This window comes from Brevibacillus sp. SIMBA_040 (assembly GCF_046535075.1).
GTDB lineage: Bacteria > Bacillota > Bacilli > Brevibacillales > Brevibacillaceae > Brevibacillus.
In genome coordinates, this window is the sequence record NZ_JAWRXI010000001.1 from 412,114 (window position 1) to 432,666 (window position 20,553).

Genomic DNA, 20,553 nt, shown 5'->3' on the forward strand with positions numbered 1-20,553 from the left:
CGACCGCGTTTTAGCGGAAAATTTCCATGCGCTCCAGAATTCATAAGCGAGCGCTTATAAATTCTTATACGTTAACAAATCTGATATTAGATTAAAGTATCCTCCCAAAAAGTACAAGTGTCTTTTCCTGGAGGACACATCAGTATATTCATGAGCAGTTTGTGCATAGTAACGTTTAAGTGCAATTTCGTTGTTGATTTCATTTACGCAAGGCTAGCAGCGAGGTGATACAAATGAGAAAACATATCGGGCTTATTCTTCTCCTCCTTTCCGTTTTTCTAGTGCCTGTTAATCCAAATCCTGTTATCGCTCAGGACGGGAAGGATCGGGAATACTACGAGACACGCGGGGATATCGTCTGGGAGGTTCCAACGGATAAAAAAGTGATTGCTCTTACTTTTGACGACGGCCCGGACCCTACTTACACTCCCCAAATTGTTGAGCTCTTGAAGCAGTACCATGCAAGAGCAACCTTTTTCGTAGTGGGCTCAAGGGTAAACGCATTTCCGGAAGTGGCACGTCTGCTCGCGAGTGAACAGCATGAGATCGCGAACCATACTTATTCACACCCCGATATGCGGCGAATATCGCCGGAGAAGCTGGCTCACGAAGTCGCGAAAACGCAGGAGACGATTTATGAAGTTACCGGAAGCAAGCCGCAGCTTTTTCGTCCTCCTGGTGGATACTACAGCGAATCCATCGTGAATATCGCGAAACGGGCTGGCGCATTGGTGATCATGTGGTCCTGGCATCAGGATACCCGCGACTGGAGTGATCCCGGCGTCAAAAAAATCGTCAACAAGGTCCTTAAAAATGCCCGAAATGGGGACATTGTTCTGTTCCATGACTATGGCGGCAATCGTAAGCAAACGGTTCAAGCATTGAAAGAAATATTGCCAGAGCTGCAAAATCGCGGATATCAGTTTGTGACAGTCTCTGAATTAATGAATCACTATGGGACGAAAAAAGTAGGAAAAAACTGATAACAGACAAGCCCCCTTCACATATAGGAAGGGGGCCATTTCTATGTCATTTCTTTAGTTTGTTTTGTCTGCCGTATCTGCTGTTTTCTGTGGCGCTGCTTTGTCAGCATTGCTCGCTAGAACCGCAGAAACGGTGCTTGCTGGTGCAGGAGCCTGATTGGCCGTCAGGGCTGGCTGCGCCTTATTTACAGGACCTTTTTGCATAAAGTCTGTAATCATTTTGTTCATATCCAGCCCAGAAACGTCTTTTAGCATTTCTGGCAGCTGTGCCATCAGCTTGGTGACGTTTCCACTCAAGCGATTGACCCCGTCTCCACTGCCTCCACCAGCATCGACGATCGTGACTTTATCGATAGCCTTGATCGGCTCAGCGATCTTCTCAGCCAGCTCTGGAAGCATTTTTGCAATAATATCGAGAACTGCTGCCTGACCGAACTTTTCGTACGCCTCTGCCAGCTTCTCCTTACCTTCCGCTTCTGCTTCCAGCTTGAGACGGGTGACTTCAGCCTCTGCCGTACCTTTTGCTCTTTCAGCCTCCGCAATAGCCAAACCGTCAAGACGCTTTTGTTCAGCCATCGCTTTTGCTTCTGCCTCAATCCGATATTTCAGCGCATCTGCCTCACGCAGCTTTTTGGCTTTTTCCGCCTCTGCCGCTTGCTCGACGGAGTAACGGTCCGCATCTGCTTTTTTCTTTACTTCTGCATCGTATTGTTTCTCGCGACGCAAAATTTCTTTTTCCTCCAGTTCGATTTCCTTTTGCTTACGAACCAGATCGACTTTCATTTCTTCTTCCGTTACCTGCTGCTTCGCGACTGCCTCTTGCAGCTTGTAGGCTTGGTCAGCGCTTGCCTTTGCTTTGTCCTGCTCCTGCTTAAACGCAGCGACCTTCAGTTCTTTTTCTTTTTCCGCCTCAGCGATGTTGGTTTCTTTTAACAGCTCTGCCTTTCGAGCCGATTCCTCTGCTTGTGCCTGCTTGATCCGTGCTTCCTTGTCTGCATCTGCCTGTGAGATTGTCGCATCACGCTTGACTGCTGCAATCTGCGGAATCCCCAAGGCTGCAAGATAACCGTTTTTATCACGCACGTCCTTGATGGTAAAGCTGACAACGGAAAGACCCATTTTTTTCAAGTCCTTGGTCGCCACCGATTGCACTTCTTGGGCGAAGCGCTCCCGGTTTTTATAGATCTCTTCTACCGTCATACTGCCGAGAATCGCTCTGAGATAGCCCTCCAAAACTTCCTGTGCTTCACTTTTGAGCGCCTCGTCTTTTTTGCCCATGAATTGCTCTGCCGCTGTCGCGATATCCTCGATGGAACCGCCAATTTTGATGATGGCTACTCCATCCGCCATCACAGGAACACCCTGCTCTGTATACACCTCTGGTGTCGACACGTCCAGCTTATGGGACAGAAGACTCAGAAAATTCGCTTGTTGAAAAATCGGGAGAATAAATGCGCCGCCGCCGCGGACAATCTTCATTTTGCGACCAGACTCGTCGCTGAGTACGTTTTTACTGCCCAAGTAGCTACCTGTAACGATCATCGCCTCATCTGCACCAACCGTCTTGTAACGCGCCCAAAAGGCGATACCCAAGACGAGAAAGACCACTACGACGACTCCTATTGTCATGAGAATACCTGGTTCAAAATCAAACATGCTCTTTCATCTCCTTTTCCCATTCATTGTGGAAAGGCGTTACATACAATACGTGGTCCCGCACTTCTACCACCACTACACGGGTTCCTTGCTGGATTGTCCGCTGTTCCAGACTCGCTGCCATATGATAAGTCGTACCGCTAATCATGGGGAGCAAAACCTCTCCCAAGCCATCTGCAGGAATCGTCGTGTTCACCTCACCCAGCTTGCCTCCCAGCTGATTCATGGAGTATCCCGTGGAGTTTTCTGCCTTGCTCATGGGCTTTACCCAGACAAAAAACGCTGCTACTGCCAATCCTCCACCGATGGCAATGGCCAACAACAGGACGACCAGCCAAGAAAGCGAGGTGAAGCGCGAAAGCAGATAGCCGGCTCCACCAAACGCGGTAAGGCCGCTTACAAGCACGATCGGTTCTACGACAGGCAGTTGAAGCTGACCCAGCCAATCCGAGATCGTATCACCAAAAATAAGCGCGATCAGGGTATAGATGAGGCCACCAACGAGGCAAACCATGTAGACGGTTTCAAGTACGCCCACGTTAATCCACTCCTTTCCAAAAATGCCTCTACTTCTCATACGATCCAGAACGAAAAAGGTTTCATAAGGAAGGAAAATCCCCCCTTAAAAAGGGAGGATTAGGATTTTTATTTATCCGAAAAAGGTTTGGTAGAGCAAATAAAGGTTCAATCCCATGATAACCGTCGCCACAAACCAGGCGAGCCATTTCAGCCAAGGTGCGTTTACAAACTCACCCATTTTCGTTTTATCGCTTGTGAATTTGACTAACGGAACGACCGCAAAGGACAGCTGCAACGAAAGGATGACCTGACTGAGGATCAGCAGCTCTGTCGCTCCGCTCTCACCATACATGGCGGTGACAATGACGGCTGGCACGATGGCAATCATCCGCGTGATCAGGCGTCGCAGCCAAGGCCTAATGCGTAGATTCAAAAAGCCCTCCATCACAATCTGCCCTGCCAAAGTCCCCGTCAGTGTGGAGTTCATCCCCGCCGCCAGCAAGGCTACTCCAAAGAGAATGCTTCCGAGCGTAGTTCCAAGCAATGGAGCGAGCAAATGATACGCATCGGCAATGTCTGCTACATCCGTCATTCCTGCGCGGTGAAAGGTCGCCGACGACAGGATCAGAATAGCCGCATTAATTCCCATCGCGAAAACCAGTGCAATCGTCGAATCGACAGTCGCAAATTTAATCGCTTCCCGCTTTCCCAAGGTCGTCTGCTCGTAGTCACGCGTCTGTACGATAGAAGAATGGAGGTACAAGTTGTGTGGCATGACCGTCGCACCCAAAATACCGATCGCGATATAGAGCATTTCCGGATTTTTGATAATTTCGGTAGTCGGGATAAAACCGCCGAGAATTCCGGCTACATCCGGCTGCGACCAGAACATTTCAAATGCGAAGCACGCCCCAATCGTCACAATTAACCCGATAACGAGCGACTCGACATACCGAAAGCCCTTGTTTTGCAAAAACAGGACAATCATGACATCCAATGCGGTAATCAAGACCCCGTAGACAAGCGGGATACCAAAAAGCAAATTCAGTGCAATCGCAGCCCCAATCACTTCTGCAAGGTCACATGCTGCGATGGCAAGCTCACACAACACCCAAAGCCCCATGGCAACTGGCTTGCTGTAGTGATCCCGACACGCTTGGGCCAAATCTCGACCAGTAGCAATCCCTAGCTTTCCAGCAAGCGCTTGTAAGAGGATCGCCATCAGATTAGATAGCATGATGACCGACAACAGAGAATAACCAAACAGGGAGCCGCCCGCAATATCTGTTGCCCAGTTTCCCGGGTCCATGTACCCTACTGCGACGAGATAGCCAGGACCAGCAAAAGCAAGAAACTTGCGAATCCACGAGCCTTTTTGGGGAATCTTCATGGATCGGTGTACCTCTGGCAAGGACGGTTGGTCGGCTGCTCTTCTCCAGCCTTGCTCTTGAACAGCTTCATTCGATTTTGATTTCGTCAGCATGATGTATTCACCCCGTTTTGTGGCTCAGGTCACTTTTTTTGCATCAGGGCAACTTTTATTCAAAAAAATATAGGAATTAGCCAAAAGCAAAAATGTTTACCTAGCGAAATATATTTCATATTATACTCCGATTCGGCACATTTGCAACGATGGATTGTTGGAATTTTTTATCTTTCTAACTATTTTATTTTGTATATATTTGCATGCTTGGACAACACTACCCGTATTCCTTGCTTCTGGAGGTTTAGCTGTGAATTGGGAAAAAGAATTGGCATTACGATTTAGCGAAAGCGCTGATTATGAACAAAGACAGCACTGTTTCGGAGAAGAATGCTTCACCCTCTGTTATCTTCCCTGCTTTGTAGAGTCGGACTACCTTCAGGACAAGATTCTGGATAAGGTAAGCCGTTGCCTGGAAAAGATTCCATTTCCGGCGGTGGAAACGTTGGAAGAGGCTGTGGATGCCATCCTGTATGGGAACATCATCATTTACCAACATTCTGACCAGACTGCCTATGTGGCGATTGGAAACGGAATAGAGCAGCGCAGCATTCAGGAATCAGAAAATGAAAACTCGCTGCGCGGACCTCGAGATGGATTTGTAGAGTCGTTGAATACAAACCTGTCGTTAATCAGACGCAGATACCCTGACCCTGAATTAAAAGTGGATATCCAGGTGCTGGGGAGACGAACGAAAACAAAAGTAGCCCTTCTTTCTATAAACGGAATCGTCAATCCCAACGTTCTCGATGAAGTCAAAACGCGGCTTTCTACGATGGATATAGATGAGGTTTTGGACAGTGGTACGGTTGAGCAATGGATAGAAGATAGCTGGTACTCCCCTTTTCCCCAAGTCCAGTACTCCGAGCGCCCGGCAAAGGTCCTGCATACGCTGCTCGAAGGTCGAATCGCGATTATCGTAGACGGATCGCCTGTCGTGTTGATCGTACCTGTTACGTTCTCCATGCTCTTCCAGGCTCCAGACGATTACTACGAGCGATGGATGATTGGCTCTTCCATCAGAATCATCCGGATGGTGGGGGCCGTGGTGGCTCTGGTCCTGCCCTCGCTTTACATCGCACTTATTGCCTATCATCCTGGTATGATTCCTACTCAGTTAGCGATCAGTATCTCTGCGTCCCGGACAGACGTTCCATTCCCTTCTTTGCTTGAAGCGATTTTCATGGAAGTTACGCTGGAAATGCTTCGAGAAGCAGGACTGCGTCTTCCCAAAATCATGGGACAAACCATCGGGATTGTTGGTGGGCTGGTGATCGGACAAGCCGCTGTAGAGGCGGGGATCGTCTCTCCTGTACTGGTCATTGTCGTAGCGATTACGGCCATTTCGTCTTTTCTCGTACCTGCTTACAATGGGGCGATCGCCCTGCGTCTGCTTCGCTTTCCACTCATGCTGTTGTCAGGCAGTCTGGGGCTTTTTGGACTCATTTTAGGTGTGATGGTGATTCTTGCCCATCTCGTTTCCTTGAAATCATTTAGCATCAATTATTTTTCTCCTATCGTTCCTTATCGAATCAGCGATTGGAAGGATTTACTTATCCGGGCACCTCTTCCCTATCTCAAGAAAAGACCGGAAATTCTACATACTCCAGATCAAACCAGATTGAACCTTCGCAAACGTAAGAAAGGATGGTAGTTGTGATTAAAGACAGACTTACTTCCCCCCAAGTAACCGTGCAGCTGTTTGCTGCCATGGTGGGAGTTGGTGTTTTATCTCTTCCGGAATCTGTAGGAACGAAGGCGGGGACTGATAGCTGGATCGTGATTATCATCTCTGGCTTTTTAGCCATGCTGACCGTTGCCTTGATGGCGTATCTCGGAAATCGCTTTCCAGGGCAAAGCATCCTGCAATATGCGCCCATCCTGTTGGGCAAGTTTGCTGGCACCATCGTCCTGCTCGCATTTTTACTCTATTTTTTGATGTTTGTAGGCACAGTCGTCCGAATTTCCGCAGATGTGACCAAGCTGTTTTTGCTAGATTTGACCCCAGTCGAGGTCATTATTATCGGCATGCTTGGCATGAGCTCCTATTTAATCATGCATGGTGTCAATGCGATGGCCCGATTTAACCAATTCATTCAGCCACTGACCGTATTTTTGCTCTTGCTCGTTTTGACGCAAACCATCCGGGACACAGACCTCGGACGAATTCTCCCGATTATGGGCGACGGGATCAATCCGCTGAGCAAGGCTTTTCCTACCACCTTTTTCGCTTTCCTCGGATTTGAGATCCTGTTATTTATCCAGCCATTCATGGAAAAGCCAGCCATGGCCTGCAAAGCCGCATGGTTCGCGATTGGTGCGGCTTTGCTGCTCTATACACTGATAACGCTCCTTAGCATCGCGGTATTGGGAGCAAAAGAAGTGACTCTCGTCGAATACCCTACACTAACCGTCATTAAAAACATTGAGGTACCCGGCGCGTTTATTGAGCGCCTCGATTCGATCATGATGATGGTGTGGATTCCTTTTTCCGTTACCACCATTGTCATGTTTCACTACTGTGCCAGCCTGATCGCCTCCCAGCTACTTCGGCTACAGGAGCATCGCGTGATCGCCCTGCTTCTCGTCCCTGTCGTATTCTTGATCGCTGTACTGCCTCGCAATATTTTGGAGGTCGATGAATGGAGCAAGTGGGCAAGCTGGCTGGGGGCAGCTCTTGCCAGCGTCATTCCTGTCCTGCTGGCTATCGTGTACAAATGGCGAAGCAAGGGGCGAAACGCATGATTGCCCCCGTTTATCCGCGGCTCCTTTTGATGCTGTTGCTGCTTTTACCGTTGTTGCTCACAGGATGCTGGGATCGCGTCGAGATTCAGGATCGGCTATTTGTAATGTCTGTTGCTATCGATAAGGCGAAAGAGAGTGCTGGAAAACGCTCCTACTTTGAATTTACTGCGCAGCTAACGGAAGCTCGGGCACTTTCTGGAAAGGTAAACAATCCTCATATCTCGCCTGTCTGGAATGCGACTACCTCTGGTCCTTCTATTTTTGAATGTATCCGGCTTATGGCCACACGTGTAGCCAGACAGCCCTACTATGAGCATTTGCAGTCTATCGTTATCGGAGAAGATCTTGCGAAGGAAGGGATTGATCGTGCACTGGATTTGTTTTATCGGGACCATGAATCCCGCCGGAAAATCAAGCTGATTATCGCAAAAGGCGCGGCGAAGGACGCTCTGCATGTAAAACCAAAGCTTTTGCCCGTCTCTGGGCGCTACATCAGCTTACTGACGGAAGAAGGCGAAGCGAAGACGGCACGCCTCCCAAAGACAGCCTCTATTGGCCAATTTTCGAGTAACTTCCACAACGGGGGGAACAGTGTGCTGCCAGCCATCCGTACGGAAACGCACGAAGTGAAGATGGCAGGAGGAGCGATTATGAAAGGAGATCAATTGATTGGCTGGTTAGGTGATCAGGATGTGAAGGCACTTCGCTGGATTAACGGAACGTTTTCCGCCGGCGACGAAGTAATCGTCCAAAAAATAAGGAAGGAAAAAATCCCTAAATTTACGACTTTGGAAGTAAAAGGTGCCCGTTCGACCGTTAAAACATCGATCCAGAATGGGCAGCCTGTCATCTCTTTATATATCCGCGGGGAAGGCAATCTCGCAGAAGACGGCTTAGGCCACAATCCTACTCTTGATAAAATAAAAGATCGTGAGCAGCTGATTAATCACGAAATCAAAAAGAAAGCAGAAGAATTGATTGCCCTCATGCAAAAAAAATATAAAACGGATATTTTTGGCTTTGGCGAAGAGCTGCGTCGCCATCAATACCCGTATTGGAAAGCCCATCACCATGATTGGGACGAGCAATTTCAAAATGTTGAGGTGCGTGTAGACGTACAAACCTTTATCAGACGGATCGGTCAATTCAAATAGCGATAAAATGGGCTATCAGGACCACCATGGAAAGAAAAAGGAGCGCGTAGCCGCCGACTTTTGCATAGGCGGCATCCCGCGTTAGCTGTCGATTTCGATAGGCAACATAGTACCTGAAACGGAGAATGAGACCCACGATGAGCAAAAGCAGTACCAAATAGTACGAAGTGAGCGACTCAATAAAGCCAATAACCAGTGAAAATCCCATCGGTTCACCCTGCCTCTCATGATGATCATTCTCCTAGTATCGACCAAGGATTCTAGCAATATAGCTCTATATGGTTTGCAGCACCTTGCCTAGTCGCCGAATTCCTTCTTCGATTTCCGTACCCTGTTCCCAAGAATACGTAAGACGCAACCAGCCCTGCTCGGCACCATAAACGCCTCCGGGGGTAAATACGACGCCTTCCCGAATCGCAGCATCCAGCAGTTCTCGCTCGTCCAGTGGCTGGAGTAATCGGCACCAGAAATGAAAGCTGCCCAGAGGAACATTCCAGACGGCAAAATCCTTCAGCTCCTTATCCATCGCATCCAGCATAGCCGCTCGCTGTGTAAACAAATAATCCGCTAATCGTTCCATTTGTTTTTGCCACTGCGTGCTCTCCAAAAAATGGCGAGCGAGCTGCTGGGAAACACTGCTCGTACCGAAATCCATTTGCTGCTTGGCATCAGCGAGCCGCTCAATGACTGCACGTGGCCCAACCAGCCATCCGATGCGTAGTCCTGGCGCCACTGTCTTGGATGTACTGTTTAGATACAGAACAGTTCCGCTCGTATCTATCGCTTTTACAGGAAGAGGCGGCTTTTTGCCTCCTTTTATCGTAAGCGCGCCATAAGCATCATCTTCGACCAGCGGAATCCGTAGCTCCTGACATACCTCAAGCAGTTGCCTTCGTCTCGCCTGACTCATCACGTTGCTCGTTGGATTGTGGTAGGTAGGATTGGCGAATACCATGCGAATTCTGTGCTCCTGATGCAGCAATTTGATTGCCTCTGGAATAATTCCTTCTTCGTCCAATGGCAATCTGTATAGCCGCAGCCCTGCCGAACTAAATAACGGCAAGGAATAAGAGTATGACGGCCCCTCCATGGCGATGGCGTCACCAGGACTGAGCAGGCAAAGGGAGATCAGGTGGAGGGCTTGTTGTGCTCCCGAGGTAACGAGAATTTCTTCGGGCGATGCAGTAATTCCGTATAGCTCCTGTAAATGGGCTGTGAGAACCTCGCGCAGTCTTGGATCGCCTTTAGGATGCGCATAGCCGAGTTCAAAGCGCATCTCGCCCGTATCCGCTATGCTTTGCGGAGTCAAGGGAGGAATCATGGAGGGCGTTAATTCTGCTTTTGCCAAATTGATGATCGACGGATCAAAGCAGGCATCCTGAATCCGCTTCACTAACGGGTAAGCAGGTAAAAAGGCGCCTCCGTTCGTATATTTGTACCAATTCGGCATTTGCCGTACTCCCCACAAATGCTGGCTGACCCACGTGCCGCTTCCTTGCCACGATTGCAACAGCCCCACCGCACGCAATTCCTCGTACGCCGCCGATACAGTCCCCCTGTTTACACCGTACCTCCTGGCCAAGACTCTCTCTGCCGGCAAGGAGCTTCCAGGCTGCAGCTCACCCTCAATGATTTGCTGCTCCAGCCTTTTGGCGATCTGCTGATAAACGGGCTGTTCCTTGCTTTTGTCCGGCTTCCACTCCATACTCCCGTCTCCTCCATCATGAATCTTGTTAATTACGACTGATGTTCGACAAATTGGCCTGCTCATCCTGCTGCCAATTGGATCTACCCTTTGATCGTCGACGCTTTTAAGATGAGAAATCATAGACGGTCGCAAAAAAAGGATGGGATTTATATGAGAACAGAGGTCGCCGTGAAAAAAAAGGCGCTGCAGGATAACCTGCCTGTGCAAAGCAGTAGCCGCAACGAAAAAATGGGGTTACTGTATGGCTTCATCGGAGTATGCAGCTTCAGTCTGACATTGCCCGTTACAAAAGCCGTGATTGCGGACCTCAGCCCTTTGAGTGCTGGCTTGGGACGTGCTTTGATTGCAGCCATTTTGGCTTGCTTGGTGCTATTGATCAAGCGAGTGCCTTTACCTACCTGGCAACAAACGAAAAAGCTGTTTCTGGTAGCAGGGGGTGTCGTAGTAGGGTTTCCATTTTTCTCGTCTGTTGCGCTGGAGCATGTCCCTGCGAACCATGGTGCCGTAATTATCGCTCTTCTCCCGTTGGCGACAGCTGGTGCAGGCGCGTTTTTTGCTGGTGAGCGCCCGACACGCACCTACTGGATTTCCAGTATCATCGCCTGTGTAACCATCATCGCTTACGCCATCAGCTCAGGACTTGGTGCCCTGCAATGGGCTGATCTTTCCCTGCTTGGAGCAGTCATCTCAGCTGCGATTGGCTATGCTGTTGGCGGTCAGCTTTCGAAAACAATGGGAGGCTGGCGAGTGATTAGCTGGTCGCTTGTCTTTGCCTTTCCTTTTCTGGTCGTTCCCATCGCTGGTCCACTGATTGCCGAACTAAAGCAAGCGACGTGGACTACATGGCTCGGATTTGGTTACATTTGTGTTGTCAGTCAGTTTCTCGGTTTCTTTGCCTGGTATCATGGGCTGGCACTTGGTGGCGTTGCCCGGGTAAGCCAGACGCAATACTTGCAGCCATTTCTCTCCATTCTCGCTGCATGGCTGCTGCTCTCTGAAGCAGTTCCACTCGGAGCAATTGCTGCTGCCGTCATTGTCGTTATCGCGGTAGCAAAAGGCAAATCAGCCCCTGTAAGGGTAAGGGCTTAGACAAGCAGGTAGATTGACGAGATATACAAAAAGAAGTGTAGCCTTTGCATAAAAGGCATACACTTCTTTTTGTCATCCGTGGGGAGATACTGCTGAAGTCACTTCTTTTTCCCATCCAGCATGTTGCCTAAATACTCAGCCTTGTAACCGGGATCAGCCAGTGCGGAAATAACCAGCTCTCGCCAAGCATCGTGGTACAAGGGCAGTGTCTTCCAATCGTCGAATGTAACCCAGCCCGCCCATTCAATTTCTTCATCATCGAGACCTCCGGGAATCGGCTCAGTCTCCTCGCCCATTAGTTTGGCCAGGACAGCAACCGCAATCGTATGCTTTCCTTCGCCCGAATGATTGATTCGGTCATCCACCCAAAGCAAGCGCTCCATACTGACGAGCAGCCCGGTTTCCTCCCAAACCTCTCTTCTTGTCGCTTCCGGGATCGTTTCGACGTATTCTACATTGCCACCAGGCAAGCTGTAGCAAGGTTCTCCTCCCGTCTTTTCCCGTATAAGAAGAATCCTGCCCTGGTGTTCTACCACCACGGTTACCCTGATGCTAATCGCTTTCATCCTGTTCGCTCCCTTCTCATATGGCAGGGGTACGCATGACATTCAGGGAATCGACACAAGTTCTCGCAAACAATTCCTCTAGCGCGTCCATTCCATAGCGTTGTGCGAATACGGCCTCCGATTTGGCAATGGCATGAAGCATCATGAATCGGATTACGTCTTTGCCGTTTGTATAATATTCGAATCCTACTTCTTCGTAATAGACTGGTGTAACCAATGCGCAATCAAGCACAGAAGTTTCTTGAATGGCTCCTTCCAGCAAGAAAACGCTTCCCTTTTGCAGCAGGATGTTATGCTCCTCCCATCGCCGCATGACCTGATGAGCGATATTCGCCAAATGCGTGATCATCGCCCTGTCAAACTGGTAGGAATAGAGTACACATTCACTTGCCCCTGTCTTGTGCAGCTCAAGTGTGACATATGTCCACCAGCCTCGCTTGCGTGTCGCCGGATAGACAGCTATCAGCACATCTGCTACTTCGCATTGATACAAATCTCCCTTGTACCCAAAAAAGCTGCTGCAGTGATCCATTACCTGCTTTACCACTATCATATGTACGTTTCCGCTCCGTAAGAAAACCTTTATTCCAACCGGTTGAAGCAATCGGTTTACTTGGCTTCCTCCACAATGATTTTAGCACACTTGGAGGCGCTATCAAATGAGCGAAACTGAGTCGTTTCTAGTTATTTGTAGCGCATATCAAATTGTCATTGCTGGATATGTGTCAGGGGATGACAGTGGATTCTATGCAAAAAGGGTACAAGTTTAGTTCAAAGTAGATTCGCTTTACGTATAAATACAGTACAAACTGGTTTTTTGGACAAGTGAAAGGAATGTACACACAACGATGACAACTAGACAACATCGGATAGAAGCAGATGACTACTATGACTGAATTGATGGTACCACTGACGATTCTCTCTTTTATATGCACCATCATCTTTATTTTTTGCCGACCTCACGTAAACGAAGCCATCCCTGCAACCTGTGGCGCTCTTTTCGTTCTACTGAGCGGTAGTGTATCGCTGAGCGATTTGGGTACGATCACAGAAACAATCGGGGGTGCTGCCATCACCATCATGGCAACCATTGTCATGGCGATTGTACTCGAGAGCTTTGGCTTCTTTCACTGGGCAGCTGAAAATTTGGCGGCAAAATCGAAAGGATCGGGAATTCGCCTCTTCTGGTATACGAATCTTCTCTGCTTTCTCATGACTCTCTTCGTCAACAACGATGGCAGCATCCTGATTACCACGCCAATCTTGCTGTTATTGCTCCACAAGCTGGGGCTGAAAAATCATGAGAAAATCCCGTATCTACTAAGCGGAGCCTTGATTGCCACCGCCTCAAGCGCACCCATCGGGGTCAGTAATATTGTGAATCTCATTGCGTTGAAAATTGTGAACATGGATCTGTATATGCATACGGCGATGATGTTTGTTCCCGCTACGCTAGGGCTGATTCTCCTTACACTTCTCCTATATGCCTATTTCTATCGCACACTCCCGCGCAAGCTTCGATCCATCAATCTCAGTCTTTCTGCGAAACGAAGTCACCCCCTAAAAGGAGATTCATCACCGATCCCCCTCGAAAAGCGGACCAAATTCATGGGGTATCTCCTGCTATTTGTTTTAGGTGTACGAGCCAGCCTATTTGTCGCATCTTACTTCCACTTTCCTGTACCGCTCACGGCGGTAATCGGTTCTCTCGTCCTGCTGGCTTGGCGTTGGTATTACCTCAAGATATCACCCAAAGATATGCTAAAGAAAACGCCATGGCATATTTTTGTGTTTGCCTTCAGCATGTACGTGATTATTTACGGGCTGCACAACATTGGACTGACGAATTGGCTGATCGGCTTCTTTCAACCGCTGGTGTCGGGAAGCTTGCTCCAAGCCAGCATCATGATGGGAGGACTTGTATCGCTCCTCTCCAATTTGTTCAACAACCACCCTGCGTTGATGGTGGGCACACTTACCTTGACCAACATGGGGCTAGACCCGCTCACTTTAAAAATATCGTATCTGGCTAGCGTGATTGGTAGTGACATCGGGTCCTTGCTTTTGCCTATGGGTACACTGGCTACCTTGCTATGGATGCACATTTTGAAAAAAGGAAATGTGAAAATCACGTGGGGGGATTACTTGAAAGTCACCTCGATTGTCATCCCTATCACAGTTGTTTTCACGTTGGTGGTTCTCGCCTATTGGGTAGCATGGATATTTTAGGATTGCCGTGGAGGGTAAAAAATGGATTATATTCGGTCGTTGATTGGAAAAAGCATCGATGTAGAAATATCGGGCAAAAACGTTTTTCAGGGGATTTTGATTGATGCAGGGCTAGATTTGATCGTGATTGATAACGGACAGAAGTTTGTATACATTCCGTTGGTTCACATCCAGAATCTGAAGCAAAGCACGGTACAAAGGCCACATCTGGAGCATGTATTTACTGTTCACGATAGTGACCAAGCAGATAATATTTCTTATCGAAAGGTGCTGGAGAATGCAAAAGGGCGCTTTATCGAGATTTATATAACGGGAAATCAATCGTTTAGCGGATACCTCACCAGTATCATGAATGATTACTTTGTTTTCCACTCGCCCGTTTTCAAAACGATTTTTGTCTCTATCGACCATGTGAAATGGATCATTCCCTTTCCAGATAACATCACCCCCTACGCCATGGATAAAGACCGCTTTTTGTTTGTACCAAACAGCCTCCCATTGTCGCGTACATTCAAGCAGCAATGCAAAAAATTAGAAGGGGTTTTCGCAGTCTTTGACCTAGGATTTGATTCAGACAAGGTAGGACTGATTGAAAAGGTGGATGGAAACAAAATCGAGCTTCGAATCGCCAATGGCGAGAAGCTGTTGTGGAACCTGCAGCATCTGAAAACCTTTCACGTTCCATAGACAATCATATCGTGTATACAGCCCTTCTTGACAACAGGTAGGCGGGTTGAACGGTTGTCAGCCAAAAAGTACGCGCCCAAAGCGAATCCACCCAAACGTGGAAGTCGCCTCGGACGCGTATTTTTCGATTGCTTTTGAGAAAACACTGCTGGTTACACACCCATTATTATCTAGACGCTTGGGCAGGTGCTGGAGCTGGACCAGGTCCTTCTGTTGGAGCCGTGTTTTGCAGCTTTTCTTTTGCTTTATCGATTTCTGCTTGTGTGAGCGGCGCCCCTACTGCGAAGCCGTCAATGATTTTGCCCAATGTAGCAGTATCAAAGTCCTCCTGGGCGTACAGCTCTACCGTAAATCCGTTATCCTCCCAGATCACAATCCCATTTGCAAAGTAAACCTTGGTTCCTTGAATCACTTCTGTTTTAACTTCCTCTGTAGTACCGATGCCATTTTCTCCGCCCTTGGAAACCAGGAAGTTGACCATTTTTTCTCCTTGTGCAAATTGTACCTCTGCCATGTTCTTGCCATGAATGACGGTGTTGACGTATTTATAATCTGCGAGCCATGTTGGAGCCGGGAAGTTGATGCCCAGTGCAGAGCGCGCTTCCTGTACAGTCAGATCAGGGCGTGCCTGCAATTCAACTGCACGTGTAGTATTTCCATTCGCTTGTTCAGACGCAGCATCCTTTGCCGGAACGGACGGCTCCTTGTCGTATTGGACGATTTGTAAATTGCCCACTTGAAAACGAGCCAGAATGGATTCAAGCATCCCTTGGGCAAACGAGGTCGTCGAGAATGCACCTGTTAAGCAAATGACAGCAACAGCACTAACCGTAATCGTTTTCCATCTATTCTTTTTCATTGTGATCTCATCCTTTTTCGTATAGTCGGGTCTTATGGTTCCTGCTTCTATTTTGAATTTCAGACGATTATAGATTTTGTCCTTTGAGGCTTTGTCGTCCAGCTCTACCTTTTCAAGCAAGCGTGTCAGGTCACAAAACTCGCTTCGCTCTTGCTCACCCTTCATAGTGAAAGCCCCCCTTCTCCAATTCCTTCTGCAGCTTCTTCAAGCATCTGTAAAGAACAACCCCGATATTCGAGCCGCTCACACCTAACAGATCAGCGATTTCCGCATTTTTTAGACCTGCTGCGTACTTCATCGCAATGATATGGCGTTCTTTGTCACTCAGCTTTGCCAGTGCCTTGAACAGCTCTTCATGACTATCATCTCGAATCACGATTTCTTCGGGAGACGATTTTGGTTGGAACAGATCCAAGATGGTATCTAGTGAAAAGGTCATTCTTTTTTTCTGTGAGCGGAAGTAATCAGTCACAGCGTTTCTCGCAATCGCGAACAGCCATACCTCAAAGTTGGACCTCTGTGGCGAGAAGCTTTTGTATTTGGAAATCACTACTTCAAATACGTGACTGCAAATCTCTTCCGCTGCATAATGATTGTTGATTCGATAGCAAATGTACTTATAGACGCGCTTATAGTACGCATCGTAAATCTCGGTAAATCTTTGTGTCGACATGATCCCATCTTGGGTATCGCTTCTTTCGTTGTGGCAGATGCCTGTGCTTACTTGGGCAATCTCCAACTACTTCCCCTCCTTTCTTCCTCTATAGTAAAATGCGGTGAGCAAACAAATTGCGCAATTTGTTGTGGTGATATGAGTCTCACGCTAGTTAATACGGGGAATTGGGGATTGTATTAACAAAATGGTTGTAAAATTTTTTTGGGGGGGTTGGGCAACTATGAAAAATGTGGGAAATGAATTTAAAAAATACCCTCAGGAATTTCTCCTGAGGGTTATTTCAACGCTATTCCATTAGTTGATCGACACAGTCAGATCCTCAACATTTTGTTTAGCAGTCGACGTAAATATTATAGTCGATGAAATTGGCAATCGGGAAACCGTATAACCAGCCACGGTATCCTCTGTTAGCTTGGAAACGATCGCAGCTGCTATTGTTTCCGGCGTTTGACCAATTGTCACTGCTACTGTATAAGGGACACTGTCAACCATGACGGTAATGTTGCCAGTAGAAGTTGCACCAGTGGCTACAGTAAATGTTGTGAACTCTGCTTGACCATCTACTCCACCTGTAAGCGTTGGACTCGACAAATAAAGCCCAAGTGAGCTAGATGTAGTGCTAATCGCGATACCATTTCCGCTTACACCCGCTGTACTTGCCGTTACTGTGATCATCGATCCGCTATACGTTGCATCTACAAAAGAACCACCGTCAATTAATGCTGTCAGTTCTTCTATTGTGCTGAATGTGTTTGAGCCGTTACCTGTGGTTGCCTTCGTATAAACATCCACACTGTCCACTGTTATTGTATCTCCTTCTGATACAAGTGGTCCGTATGTTACTGTAACCGAGGCTTTTGTGCCATCACTCCCTTGGTTGATAGGTCCTTGAAATCCTGTTACTCCTGGATCGCTATTCTCGTCTTATACCTTTCAGCTTTATAACGAGCCTACACCGTACGGGCGCCTTTCAGCGCATACGGCGTTCCATCAGCGAAAAGGAACGATCACTTTTATTTGCTACTTACAATGGGCAGGTTGATTGTATCACTAGGCAATCAACACAGAATAAACAGGGGATATGAAGTATCACTTCATTCACCCACCGATACTGCCATCTACCTATCAAAAAAGAAAAAATACGTATCTCGCGACTTTGTGACATCATCATCCAAGTCATTGCAAGATACGTATTTTCGAGTTGAGAAAAATTTTACATTATTGTGCAAACACTCTCAGAGATCCGAAAGCATTTGGCTTCGTTCCTGTGCCTTCAGCAGATTGATTTACTAATTCTACGTAGTATTTCTCTCCTGCAACCGCATTGATGCCAAATGAAATAATATCACCGTCACCATCAACAGGGCGCTTAACTGTAAAAGTATTAGAAAGCTCTACGTAGTTTCCTGCACTATCCTTTTTAAAGAGTGTAACGAATACCTTAGGATCTACAGACGAACTCGTTTCCAGTGAGTCGAACTGGAACTTAATTGTTCCAGAACCAAAACTCATTGGTCCACTATATTGGCGTTTCGTATACCCGTATTGAAGATCAAAATTTACTAAGTAGATGTTAGATTGCACTGCTGCATTGTTTATTTTACTAGCTCCCGCTACTTTACTAGGAGTCGTTACAACAGAGCCCGTATTTTGATTATTTGCTGAAACTACATTAGAAGAACTAAGAACCAAGGTTGCAAGCAGTAATCCATAACCTAATTTTTTCATTTCAATCCCTCTACTTGGTATTTTTTTACATAACAAAAATACCATTTATACTTTTTTTGTCAATTATTATATTTATATGAATTTTATTCCAAAATTTAGAGAACAAACTAAAAAAGAATCCATACGGTTTCAGATTCGATATCAACTATCTATATTTGGTTAGGCCCATATAGTATATCGTTCAGTAATGACGAGCTATACTATTCTCTCTAAACCCAGGAACCTTATCATATGCCGAAATACATAAGGACCAGACAATTGACTAGCTTTTTCCCACCACGGTTTAGGTTTTTCTACCTTATTCTGACAAGTAAATTTTGTTTCAACTGGCAATGCATCTGACAATAAATGTATGTTGCCATTTTTCTTTGCCTTTGTAACAGTATCCGTTGTTTGGGGAGCTTTCCTTGCTTATACCCCATTTATAACAGTGAAGGATCCTTCTGAGGCAATAGAGTTCTATAAAATGGTTTTCAATGCAAGGGTGAAGAATATTACTGAACATCCTGATGGAAATGGCAATAAAATGATTGTTCATTCGGAATTAGATTTTTGAAATGGTTTTTTGCAGCTGGGAGCAGCGAATCTGGCATATCAATTGGTCTTGCCGCCAGATGAAGGCAATGCATGTTATTCTTTAGGGATTTACGTAATGAATGTTGATGAGGTATTTGAAAACGCGTTATCAAGAGGAGCCAAAGTAAGGGAACCGATTATAAACTTTGCTTCAGGTAATCGATTCGGAAGTATATTGGATCCTTTTGGAGTAAGATGGTCTATTATGACTCGGATTGACGATTTGTCAGAAGAAGATAGTAGCCGGAGGGTAGCTGAATGGGCAAAAGCTTTAGTGGATAAATGAGCCGAATATTGGAGTTTGAAATAACCCCCTCTAAGATAGAAGCATTCAAATATACATTGGGAGGGGATTTACTATGTAGTAAGGTCATCCTTTAGACGCAGGGACAAATAAAATACGTGTCTGAGCGACTCGGACACGTAAGCGTCAAAGTCGCAGCAGACACGTATTTACATGTTAAATAGAAGACTGAGAAGCAAAGGTTTAACCAATAGAGCCTTCCATCTCAAACTTGATCAGACGGTTCATCTCTACTGCATACTCCATCGGCAACTCTTTTGTGAATGGTTCGATGAAGCCCATTACGATCATCTCAGTCGCTTCAGCTTCAGAAAGTCCGCGGCTCATCAGGTAGAACAGTTGATCCTCGGATACTTTGGAAACAGTCGCTTCATGCTCGAGCGTAATGTTGTCGTTCATGATCTCGTTGTAAGGGATCGTGTCGGACGTGGACAGTTTATCCAAAATCAGCGTATCGCACTTGATGTTGGACTTGGAGCCGTCCGACTTGCGTCCAAATTGTGCGAGACCGCGATAGGTTACTTTTCCGCCATCACGGGAGATGGATTTGGAAATGATCGTGGATGTGCAATCTGGAGCCAAGTGAATCATTTTAGCACCTGCGTCTTGGTGTTGTCCTTTTCCTGCTACTGCGATGGAAAGAACAGTACCTTTTGCACGAGGACCTTTCATGATTACAGCTGGATATTTCATCGTCAGCTTGGAACCGATGTTACCATCAATCCATTCCATGTTCGCATCCGCGTAAGCAACCGCACGTTTGGTAACGAGGTTGTATACGTTGTTGGACCAGTTTTGGATCGTGGTGTAACGGCAACGGCCGCGCTCTTTTACGATGATTTCTACAACTGCGGAGTGCAGGGAGTCTGTGCTGTAGATTGGAGCTGTACAGCCTTCGACGTAGTGTACGAACGCGTCCTCATCAACGATGATCAGCGTGCGCTCAAATTGACCCATGTTCTCCGAGTTGATGCGGAAGTATGCTTGAAGCGGAGTATCTACTTTTACGCCTTTTGGTACGTAAATGAAGGAACCACCGGACCATACAGCCGAGTTGAGTGCAGAGAACTTGTTGTCTGCCGGAGGAATTACCGTCGCGAAATATTCTTTCACGATGTCTGGGTACAGCTTCACAGCGGAATCCATATCGCAGAAGAGAACGCCCAGCTTTTCCAGGTCTTCCTGCATGTTGTGGTAAACAACCTCGGATTCATACTGTGCGGATACACCAGCGAGGAACTTTTGCTCCGCCTCTGGAATACCCAGCTTGTCAAAAGTTGCCTTGATTTCTTCTGGAACCTCATCCCAACTACGTCCTTGCTTTTCAGAAGGCTTTACGTAGTAGGTGATGTTGTTGAAATCGAGGTCGTCCAGGTCGCCTCCCCATTTTGGCATAGGGATGCTGTTGAAGATGTCCAGAGATTTCAAACGAAACTCCAGCATCCACTCAGGCTCTTCCTTGATCTTCGAGATTTCCTCGACGATCTCACGGGTCAGACCCTTTTTTGTACGGAATACAGATACGTCCTTATCGTGGAAGCCGTATTGGTAATCCTGTATCTCAGGGGCTTTTTTAGCCATCATTGCTCAC

At 47.1% G+C, this 20,553-nt stretch carries 19 protein-coding genes and 1 pseudogene; 8 read left to right on the forward strand and 12 right to left on the reverse strand.

Annotation, left to right across the window (positions count from 1 at the left end):
- Nucleotides 1-233 precede the first annotated feature (233 nt).
- Nucleotides 234-983 (forward strand): polysaccharide deacetylase family protein, encoded by a 750-nt coding sequence (locus SB752_RS02060; protein WP_410714082.1) that lies wholly within the window; start codon nucleotides 234-236, stop codon nucleotides 981-983.
- Nucleotides 984-1,037: 54 nt separating this feature from the next.
- Here SB752_RS02060 and floT read toward each other — a convergent pair whose 3' ends face one another.
- From floT to SB752_RS02075, 3 genes are all read right to left on the reverse strand, one after another.
- Entirely contained in the window at nucleotides 1,038-2,639 is a 1,602-nt protein-coding gene (floT, locus tag SB752_RS02065; protein WP_410714083.1) for a flotillin lipid rafts scaffold protein FloT, read from the reverse strand.
- Nucleotides 2,632-3,177 carry an NfeD family membrane protein gene (locus SB752_RS02070; RefSeq protein ID WP_410714084.1) on the reverse strand — a complete coding sequence of 182 codons (546 nt, stop codon included), beginning with the start codon at nucleotides 3,175-3,177 and terminating at the stop codon, nucleotides 2,632-2,634. Before SB752_RS02070 ends, floT begins: the two co-directional genes overlap by 8 nt.
- A 111-nt stretch (nucleotides 3,178-3,288) precedes the next feature.
- Nucleotides 3,289-4,641, reverse strand: coding sequence for an Nramp family divalent metal transporter (locus SB752_RS02075; RefSeq protein WP_410714085.1), 1,353 nt, complete (start codon nucleotides 4,639-4,641; stop codon nucleotides 3,289-3,291).
- A gap of 250 nt (nucleotides 4,642-4,891) precedes the next feature.
- On the opposite strand from SB752_RS02075, the gene SB752_RS02080 reads away from it, so the two are divergent.
- Genes SB752_RS02080 through SB752_RS02090 form a run of 3 tightly spaced genes read left to right on the forward strand, consistent with a single transcriptional unit; the run spans nucleotide 4,892 to nucleotide 8,540 of the window.
- Nucleotides 4,892-6,295, forward strand: a complete 1,404-nt coding sequence (locus tag SB752_RS02080; protein ID WP_410714086.1) for a spore germination protein — start codon at nucleotides 4,892-4,894, stop codon at nucleotides 6,293-6,295.
- Nucleotides 6,296-6,297: 2 nt separating this feature from the next.
- Nucleotides 6,298-7,386, forward strand: coding sequence for a GerAB/ArcD/ProY family transporter (locus tag SB752_RS02085; protein ID WP_410714087.1), 1,089 nt, complete (start codon nucleotides 6,298-6,300; stop codon nucleotides 7,384-7,386).
- Nucleotides 7,284-8,540 (forward strand): Ger(x)C family spore germination protein, encoded by a 1,257-nt coding sequence (locus SB752_RS02090; protein ID WP_410714088.1) that lies wholly within the window; start codon nucleotides 7,284-7,286, stop codon nucleotides 8,538-8,540. Before SB752_RS02085 ends, SB752_RS02090 begins: the two co-directional genes overlap by 103 nt.
- Here the strand turns inward: SB752_RS02090 and SB752_RS02095 are convergent.
- Together SB752_RS02095 and SB752_RS02100 are read right to left on the reverse strand one after the other, a co-directional pair.
- Complete coding sequence (locus tag SB752_RS02095) at nucleotides 8,533-8,748, reverse strand: CLC_0170 family protein (RefSeq protein WP_103104253.1); 216 nt, start codon at nucleotides 8,746-8,748, stop codon at nucleotides 8,533-8,535. The two genes, SB752_RS02090 and SB752_RS02095, sit on opposite strands and share 8 nt — an antisense overlap.
- A 66-nt stretch (nucleotides 8,749-8,814) precedes the next feature.
- Nucleotides 8,815-10,245, reverse strand: a complete 1,431-nt coding sequence (locus SB752_RS02100; protein WP_410714089.1) for an aminotransferase-like domain-containing protein — start codon at nucleotides 10,243-10,245, stop codon at nucleotides 8,815-8,817.
- A 231-nt stretch (nucleotides 10,246-10,476) separates the two neighbouring features.
- Between SB752_RS02100 and SB752_RS02105 the strand changes: the two genes are divergently transcribed.
- Nucleotides 10,477-11,337, forward strand: a complete 861-nt coding sequence (locus tag SB752_RS02105) for a DMT family transporter (RefSeq protein ID WP_410714262.1) — start codon at nucleotides 10,477-10,479, stop codon at nucleotides 11,335-11,337.
- A gap of 98 nt (nucleotides 11,338-11,435) precedes the next feature.
- Here the strand turns inward: SB752_RS02105 and SB752_RS02110 are convergent, their stop codons facing one another.
- Nucleotides 11,436-11,903: an NUDIX domain-containing protein gene (locus SB752_RS02110; protein WP_410714090.1), complete on the reverse strand. Its 468-nt coding sequence runs from the start codon at nucleotides 11,901-11,903 to the stop codon at nucleotides 11,436-11,438.
- A 16-nt stretch (nucleotides 11,904-11,919) separates the two neighbouring features.
- Complete coding sequence (locus SB752_RS02115) at nucleotides 11,920-12,456, reverse strand: suppressor of fused domain protein (protein ID WP_410714091.1); 537 nt, start codon at nucleotides 12,454-12,456, stop codon at nucleotides 11,920-11,922.
- 335 nt (nucleotides 12,457-12,791) lie between these two features.
- Between SB752_RS02115 and SB752_RS02120 the strand changes: the two genes are divergently transcribed.
- Together SB752_RS02120 and SB752_RS02125 are read left to right on the forward strand one after the other, a co-directional pair.
- A complete protein-coding gene (locus SB752_RS02120; protein WP_410714092.1) occupies nucleotides 12,792-14,132 on the forward strand; it encodes an ArsB/NhaD family transporter in 1,341 nt (446 codons plus the stop codon).
- A 21-nt stretch (nucleotides 14,133-14,153) separates the two neighbouring features.
- A complete protein-coding gene (locus SB752_RS02125) occupies nucleotides 14,154-14,819 on the forward strand; it encodes a DUF2642 domain-containing protein (protein WP_410714093.1) in 666 nt (221 codons plus the stop codon).
- 166 nt (nucleotides 14,820-14,985) lie between these two features.
- Here the strand turns inward: SB752_RS02125 and SB752_RS02130 are convergent, their stop codons facing one another.
- From SB752_RS02130 to SB752_RS02145, 4 genes are all read right to left on the reverse strand, one after another.
- Nucleotides 14,986-15,843, reverse strand: a complete 858-nt coding sequence (locus tag SB752_RS02130; protein WP_410714094.1) for a hypothetical protein — start codon at nucleotides 15,841-15,843, stop codon at nucleotides 14,986-14,988.
- Nucleotides 15,833-16,417: a sigma-70 family RNA polymerase sigma factor gene (locus tag SB752_RS02135; protein ID WP_410714095.1), complete on the reverse strand. Its 585-nt coding sequence runs from the start codon at nucleotides 16,415-16,417 to the stop codon at nucleotides 15,833-15,835. The genes SB752_RS02130 and SB752_RS02135 overlap by 11 nt, the downstream gene beginning before the upstream one ends.
- Nucleotides 16,418-16,648: 231 nt before the next feature.
- Nucleotides 16,649-17,155, reverse strand: a complete 507-nt coding sequence (locus SB752_RS02140; RefSeq protein WP_410714096.1) for a hypothetical protein — start codon at nucleotides 17,153-17,155, stop codon at nucleotides 16,649-16,651.
- 417 nt (nucleotides 17,156-17,572) lie between these two features.
- Complete coding sequence (locus SB752_RS02145) at nucleotides 17,573-18,082, reverse strand: hypothetical protein (RefSeq protein ID WP_410714097.1); 510 nt, start codon at nucleotides 18,080-18,082, stop codon at nucleotides 17,573-17,575.
- 409 nt (nucleotides 18,083-18,491) lie between these two features.
- Here SB752_RS02145 and SB752_RS02150 point away from each other — a divergent pair.
- A pseudogene (locus SB752_RS02150) lies at nucleotides 18,492-18,944 on the forward strand (VOC family protein); the annotation flags it as partial.
- Between the two features lie 201 nt (nucleotides 18,945-19,145).
- Here SB752_RS02150 and sufB read toward each other — a convergent pair.
- Complete coding sequence (gene sufB / locus SB752_RS02155) at nucleotides 19,146-20,543, reverse strand: Fe-S cluster assembly protein SufB (protein WP_410714263.1); 1,398 nt, start codon at nucleotides 20,541-20,543, stop codon at nucleotides 19,146-19,148.
- Nucleotides 20,544-20,553 lie beyond the last annotated feature (10 nt).

What these genes read in the sequence shown, in the direction of transcription:
- SB752_RS02060 (WP_410714082.1), top strand. Translation starts at nt 234, where the DNA reads ATGAGAAAACATATCGGGCTTATTCTTCTCCTCCTTTCCGTTTTTCTA.
- floT (WP_410714083.1), bottom strand. Translation starts at nt 2,639, where the DNA reads ATGTTTGATTTTGAACCAGGTATTCTCATGACAATAGGAGTCGTCGTA.
- SB752_RS02075 (WP_410714085.1), bottom strand. Translation starts at nt 4,641, where the DNA reads ATGCTGACGAAATCAAAATCGAATGAAGCTGTTCAAGAGCAAGGCTGG.
- SB752_RS02090 (WP_410714088.1), top strand. Translation starts at nt 7,284, where the DNA reads ATGGAGCAAGTGGGCAAGCTGGCTGGGGGCAGCTCTTGCCAGCGTCAT.
- SB752_RS02095 (WP_103104253.1), bottom strand. Translation starts at nt 8,748, where the DNA reads ATGGGATTTTCACTGGTTATTGGCTTTATTGAGTCGCTCACTTCGTAC.
- SB752_RS02100 (WP_410714089.1), bottom strand. Translation starts at nt 10,245, where the DNA reads ATGGAGTGGAAGCCGGACAAAAGCAAGGAACAGCCCGTTTATCAGCAG.
- SB752_RS02105 (WP_410714262.1), top strand. Translation starts at nt 10,477, where the DNA reads ATGGGGTTACTGTATGGCTTCATCGGAGTATGCAGCTTCAGTCTGACA.
- SB752_RS02110 (WP_410714090.1), bottom strand. Translation starts at nt 11,903, where the DNA reads ATGAAAGCGATTAGCATCAGGGTAACCGTGGTGGTAGAACACCAGGGC.
- SB752_RS02115 (WP_410714091.1), bottom strand. Translation starts at nt 12,456, where the DNA reads ATGATAGTGGTAAAGCAGGTAATGGATCACTGCAGCAGCTTTTTTGGG.
- SB752_RS02120 (WP_410714092.1), top strand. Translation starts at nt 12,792, where the DNA reads ATGACTGAATTGATGGTACCACTGACGATTCTCTCTTTTATATGCACC.
- SB752_RS02125 (WP_410714093.1), top strand. Translation starts at nt 14,154, where the DNA reads ATGGATTATATTCGGTCGTTGATTGGAAAAAGCATCGATGTAGAAATA.
- SB752_RS02130 (WP_410714094.1), bottom strand. Translation starts at nt 15,843, where the DNA reads ATGAAGGGTGAGCAAGAGCGAAGCGAGTTTTGTGACCTGACACGCTTG.
- SB752_RS02145 (WP_410714097.1), bottom strand. Translation starts at nt 18,082, where the DNA reads ATGAAAAAATTAGGTTATGGATTACTGCTTGCAACCTTGGTTCTTAGT.
- sufB (WP_410714263.1), bottom strand. Translation starts at nt 20,543, where the DNA reads ATGGCTAAAAAAGCCCCTGAGATACAGGATTACCAATACGGCTTCCAC.